This is a genomic window from Flavobacterium sp. (genome assembly GCF_043720215.1).
In the GTDB taxonomy this organism is placed as follows: domain Bacteria; phylum Bacteroidota; class Bacteroidia; order Flavobacteriales; family Flavobacteriaceae; genus Flavobacterium.
The window spans coordinates 1-3,931 of sequence record NZ_JAYSSZ010000140.1; the positions used below are offsets into that span (position 1 = coordinate 1).

General features: G+C 29.5%; 4 protein-coding genes. All 4 read left to right on the forward strand.

Annotated features, from left to right (window positions below):
* Positions 1-211: 211 nt before the first annotated feature.
* Positions 212-1,429 (forward strand): tyrosine-type recombinase/integrase, encoded by a 1,218-nt coding sequence (locus tag ACHZC3_RS06445; RefSeq protein WP_394759051.1) that lies wholly within the window; start codon positions 212-214, stop codon positions 1,427-1,429.
* Between the two features lie 271 nt (positions 1,430-1,700).
* Complete coding sequence (locus ACHZC3_RS06450) at positions 1,701-2,609, forward strand: hypothetical protein (protein WP_394759052.1); 909 nt, start codon at positions 1,701-1,703, stop codon at positions 2,607-2,609.
* A 144-nt stretch (positions 2,610-2,753) separates the two neighbouring features.
* Positions 2,754-3,035 carry a helix-turn-helix domain-containing protein gene (locus ACHZC3_RS06455; RefSeq protein WP_011964270.1) on the forward strand — a complete coding sequence of 94 codons (282 nt, stop codon included), beginning with the start codon at positions 2,754-2,756 and terminating at the stop codon, positions 3,033-3,035.
* A 108-nt stretch (positions 3,036-3,143) separates the two neighbouring features.
* The coding region (locus tag ACHZC3_RS06460; protein WP_394759053.1) for a BT4734/BF3469 family protein at positions 3,144-3,931 on the forward strand (788 nt) is incomplete at its 3' end.

A 3,931-nucleotide genomic window follows, 5' to 3' on the forward strand; every position in this document is an offset into this window, starting at 1 on the left:
TAATTGCACTTAAAGTATTGTATATATTGACTTTATAAAAATTGTAAGATAAAAATAATGCAATTAAAAGCATAGAAATACTTGTTTTGTTGTACCAAATGTTATACCTTCGTACTGCGTTGCATCAGTTTGAAAGGCTTGTATTTACAAAGGTTTCACTTGTTTGCATCGGAATACAAATATAGTACAACAATTCTAATTTCCTATTATTATGGCTTCAATTAAACTAATCTTAAGAACTCATCAAGCAGACCAAACAGGACATTCTCCGCTTTATATCCGAATTATAAAAGATAGAAAAACGAAATTTATCACTGCTGGAGTGAAACTCAAAGAGAACGAGTGGGATGAAACAAAGCAGAAAGTAAAAAAGAACCATCCAAATAGTGCGAGAATGAATGCATCATTATCTCAAAAGATTGCAGATGCTGAAGGACAAGTTGCAGATTTGGAACGCAAAGTAAAAACCATTTCAATCAAAAAGTTAAAAGAAGCTATAAAGGGCAAAGAAGTACCTAATTTTTTTGAATATGCTTATGCTCGATGTGAGAAAATAAAAGGAAGCGTTTCTTTTGGGACTTATAAAAACTATATGCTTTATACCAAGAAATTTGAAAATTATGTAGGTAGTAAGGATGTTTATTTTGATGATATTACGGTTTCGGTTTTAAAGGATTATATGGCGCATATGGGAAATGTTTTGAAAAATGGGGCAACAACACAACGCTATTCAATAATGATTTTGGCGATAATGTTCAAGGAAGCCATCAAAGAAGATATTATTCCAGAATATATGTATCCATTCAACAAATTGACATTAAAAAAAGATACTGAAAAAAGAGTGTTTTTAAACAAAGACCAAATCGAAATATTAACCAATTTAGAGCTAAAAGAAGGCAAGAAAGCAGATTTATGGCGTGATTTATTCCTTTTCTCAATTTATGCAGGAGGATTAAGATTTAGTGATGTTATCGAATTACAATGCCATAACTTCAACGAAGAAGAACAAAGAATAAAAAAAGTAATTCGTAAAACAGGAAGATTACACCAGTTTAAAATCGGCAAAGTAGCATTAGATATTTTAAGTAAATACAAAAAAGAAGATGCGCAGCAAGGTGATTTTATATTCCCAATTATAACAGATAAAGTTTCTTATAATAAAAGTGAAGAATTAAGATATTTTATATCGTCAAAGGAAAATCATTCTGCCAATTTTCAACTCCGTAGAATGGGTAAAATGATGAAATTACCTTTTTCATTATCTTTTCATTTATCAAGACACAGTTTTGCGACTAATGCTTTAAATAATGGTATGAGAATTGAGCACGTTTCTAAACTTATGGATCATCAAGATATTAGCACGACGCAGATATATGCCAAAATAATTAGCGAAGAATTGGATAAAGCAGTAGATAATTATATTTTTTAGTTTCTAAATAATTCATTCAATTTTGTAGTGTAAAACAAATGCAATCAAACATTTAACTAATTGTTAACAACTAATTTTAAAATCCTTTGCTGAAGGATTTTTTTTATTTTATACATTTACAAAGTAGAAACAAGTAATTTTTAAAGCAAACAAAACGAAAAAAAGTTGAATGGTATTTGACAGGTCAATAATCCACAGAAAACAACAAATTTTAAACCGCTTTTAATTACAATTTTATAAATAATGACAAAAAGAAACAGCAATATTACCTTTGAATTCAGAAAACACAACAATCAAAATAGCTCCTTTTCAAGAGTATTTGGTAGTACCTTTGGCACAGTCAAAAAATCAATTATTCGATATTATTATTGAAGATAAATTCTCATTAAGTATTTATTGCGATGCTTTAATTGAAAAAATATTCTCACTCCGACAATCACAATTCCCAGCTTTTATAAATTATCAATGCACATTGGTAACTGAACCTTTGGTTTGGATAAACAAATTAGAAAAATTATTAGCCAATAATGAAGCTTTTTTTGCTTCTAAAACCGCTATGAGCCGATACAATAAATTATACACTTTAATAGATAAAAAACGAACAGAATTGGAATCTACGAGCTTAAAAGATACTAAGTCAAACACGCCAAAACGATTGATAAATGCCGATTCAGAAGACAGACATTTCTCATTTCACGAAACAAAATTAAAGGTTGAAAAACTAGAAAACTTCAATGATAAAATAATTTTTTTAACTGAAGAAATATTTGATTATGAAGAAGCTGATATTATTTCAAAAAACAAAAATCTAGACGAATACAATGTGCAATGCGAAAAATTAAAAGTAAGATTACAAACTACTAGAAAATTACTTTTGGATATTGAGAAAGAAAAACTAGAAAATGATTTAAAAGCAAATTCAGAAATAAAACCAGCATTTAAAATTCGATTAAATGGACCTATAAATATCTTAACCGATGCTTATAAACAAATGATGAATGAAGTAAAACCAAACGGAAAACCTTACATCGAGCATAAAATTAAAGAAATTGCAAAATTCATTTGTGATAATTATTTAGATGAAAAAGGAAAAGAGCTTTCAATTCAAACAATTCAAACGTATTTGTCGCCAACTCGAACTGACAAGAACCCGAATAATGATTGGAAAATAAAACTATAGTCCGATTTTTTCTAAAATTAACATTTCAACTATTCAATATTCATAAGGTCTAAAAAACTTTTTAGTCCGATAAGACCAAATAAGTCTAATCGGACTTTTTTATATTTCTTCCATTTGCACCATAACATTTAAAAAACTTTAAAAATGGATGCAATTATCTTCACAAAAGACCAGTTCACGGATCTAATGAGCAAATTAGACACTATTCAATCTCAAATTTCTATTAAAGCAGACCCAAAGAAGGAAACCTTTTTAGACAATCAAGAATTCCTTTTATTGATGAAAATTTCTAAACGTACCGCACAAACCTGGAGAGACGAAGGCAAAATTTCATTTAGCCAAGTTGGTAACAAAATCTATTACAAACTTTCTGATGTTGAAAAACTCCTTACGGAGCATTACAACAAATCTTTTAAAGGAAGATAATATGCAAAAGTGTAACGGAACTTGCGAAAGCTGTGATTGCAAACCAAAGGTTTTAAATCACACAATAAGGTCATTTATAATTCATAATTTAAAATTCATAATTAGCATATGGTAACCATTTTCAAGAATTTTAAAGAGGTTGTAGAACACAAATCATTACTTACAATTTTAGACGAAATTAAAATAGGAAAGTACAAACCCGGCATTGTTTACTTGCGTAAATCTCTTGCTGAAAACAAAATAGAAGCATACAACAAAGCAAAAAAATCACTTCCTGCATTTACACCTTCAGCTAAATTTGTTGGAGGTCGTAAACTGGAATTCTTGGCAGAATATTCAAAATGTATCATTCTTGACATTGATAAACTGAATGAAAAAGAGTTGCAAAATGCTTCGCATTTGGCCAATCAATCCGAGTTCACATTTGCAAGTTTCATCAGTCCATCTGGAAATGGGTTGAAAATTTTAGTAAAAATAAACTCCGATAAGGCAAATCACAAAGAAGCTTTTCTATTAGTCCAAGCACATTACGAAAGTATTTTAAAATTAGAAATTGATAAATCAGGCAAAGATGTAACTCGATTATGTTTTTATTCTTTTGATGAAAATTTATATCTAAACGAGAATTCAAAAACCTTTGTCACATTGAGCGAAGTCGAAATGCCTTTAATCGAAACAAAACTAGAACCCAAAACCAAAGACCCAATAGCCGAAACCAATTACGAAGCAATTTACAATCATTGCATAAAATTCACTGAAAAAAAAGTGCAATATGCGAATGGTAGCCGCAATGTATTTGTGCATCAATTAGCGTGTAATATGAACCGAAAAGCAGTGCCGATGGATGTTGCTTTGAATTTCATTCAAACCGATTTCAATTTTGATGACAAAGAAGT

Bases quoted from the DNA above. Each gene is read 5' to 3' on its own strand.
- ACHZC3_RS06455 (WP_011964270.1), top strand. From the start codon at position 2,754: ATGGATGCAATTATCTTCACAAAAGACCAGTTCACGGATCTAATGAGC.
- ACHZC3_RS06445 (WP_394759051.1), top strand. From the start codon at position 212: ATGGCTTCAATTAAACTAATCTTAAGAACTCATCAAGCAGACCAAACA.